Source organism: Massilia orientalis (assembly GCF_030411975.2).
Taxonomy (GTDB): domain Bacteria; phylum Pseudomonadota; class Gammaproteobacteria; order Burkholderiales; family Burkholderiaceae_D; genus Telluria; species Telluria orientalis.
Genome location: NZ_JASNRB020000076.1, coordinates 1 through 1,518, shown reverse-complemented (window position 1 = coordinate 1,518; position 1,518 = coordinate 1). Strand labels below are relative to the sequence as shown.

The 1,518-nt window shown below is 58.0% G+C and carries 1 protein-coding gene; it reads right to left on the bottom strand.

Annotation, left to right across the window (positions count from 1 at the left end; translation table 11 throughout):
• Window positions 1-118 precede the first annotated feature (118 nt).
• Window positions 119-1,369 (bottom strand): IS256 family transposase, encoded by a 1,251-nt coding sequence (locus QPK29_RS33415; RefSeq protein ID WP_371772423.1) that lies wholly within the window; start codon window positions 1,367-1,369, stop codon window positions 119-121.
• Window positions 1,370-1,518 lie beyond the last annotated feature (149 nt).

The window sequence follows — 1,518 nt, the reverse complement described above, 5'->3', positions numbered from 1 at the left end:
TATGCACGCGCCAACGCGACGCCATGCCAGCTGGTGCTGTACAAAAAGGCACCTCAAGGGCGTCATCATCGCACCAGGACCTGTCAGAAATTCTGTGTGGCGGGGCCAGAATTCGTAGTTAGGTAATTGCGTTCGTGAAGCGTTCGCCGAACATGATGGCGAATTGGTTGGCGGCCTGCTTCCAGGTACGCTGCGGCATCTTCCAGTCTTTCTCGATATTGCGCAAGGCAAGGAAGAGTAATTTGGTCGCAGCGTCGTCGCTGGGGAAGTGGCCGCGGTTCTTGACGATCTTACGCAGGCGCATATGCAAGCTCTCAATGGCGTTGGTCGTATAAATGATCGTGCGTACTTCCGGAGGGTACGCAAAGAAAGGAATCACCTGCTGCCATTGGCGCCGCCACATCGCTGCCACGGTGGGGAATCGGGTGCCCCACGGGCCCGTCGCAAACGCGTCGAGCGCTGCTTCGGCCAGATCAGCATTGGCGGCTTGGTAGACGGGTTTCAAAGCCGCCGCCAGTTCCTTGCGGTCTTTCCAGGCTGCCAGTGTCGTCGAATTGCGGATCAGGTGCACGATGCACGTCTGGATCTGCGCCTGGGGATAGACTGCCTCGATGGCCTCGGGGAAGCCACGCAGGCCGTCCACGACGGCGATCAGGATGTCATCGAGGCTGCGGTTCTTCAGCTCGTTGAAAACCTTCAGCCAGAACTTGGCCCCTTCGGTCTGCTCGATCCACAATCCCAGCACTTCTTTGCGCCCATCAACGCGAATGCCCAAGGCCAGATACACGGCCTTGTTTTTGACGGCGCCTTCGTCCCGAATTTTGAGACGCAGCGCATCGAAATAGACGATCGGGTACATCGCTTCGAGTGGCCGCTGCTGCCACTGCGTGACCTCTTCAAGCACTTCGTCGGTGATTGTGGAAATCAGGTCCGGCGACACCTGCGTGCCGTACAGTTCCAGCAGATGGCCCTGAATTTCGCGCACGCTCATCCCACGCGCGTACATGCTGATGACGTGATCGTCGAAGCCCGGCATGCGCCGTTGATGTTTGGCGACCAGCTTGGGCTCGAAGCTCGACAGGCGATCGCGCGGAATGTCCAGGTTGAGCTCACCGCCTGGCGTCAGCACTTTTTTCGGACTGCTGCCGTTACGGTGGTTCTTGCTGTCTTCGCCTTCGCTGGCCAAATGATGGCTCAGCTCGGCCGTCAACATGCGCTCGGCCAGCATCTTCTTGAGCTGCCCGGCCAGGCCGGATTCGCCGAGGATCGATTCGGCGTCCTTGTTCTCAACCTGGGCCAGCAACTGGTCGATCAGCTCAACCGGGAACGGGTATGCAGCTTTCTGTTTCTTGGGCTTCTTGGTGGTCATCACTTCGGTCATGGAACAGTCCTTTCGGGATTATTTCACGACCCCGTTCCACACAGAAAATCTGACAGGCTCTCGCACCAGCTTCGACAAGAAGACAATGAGCTCCAACAGCAAGAAGAACAGGGCTGCCCAAGTTGAACCGTGGTTAC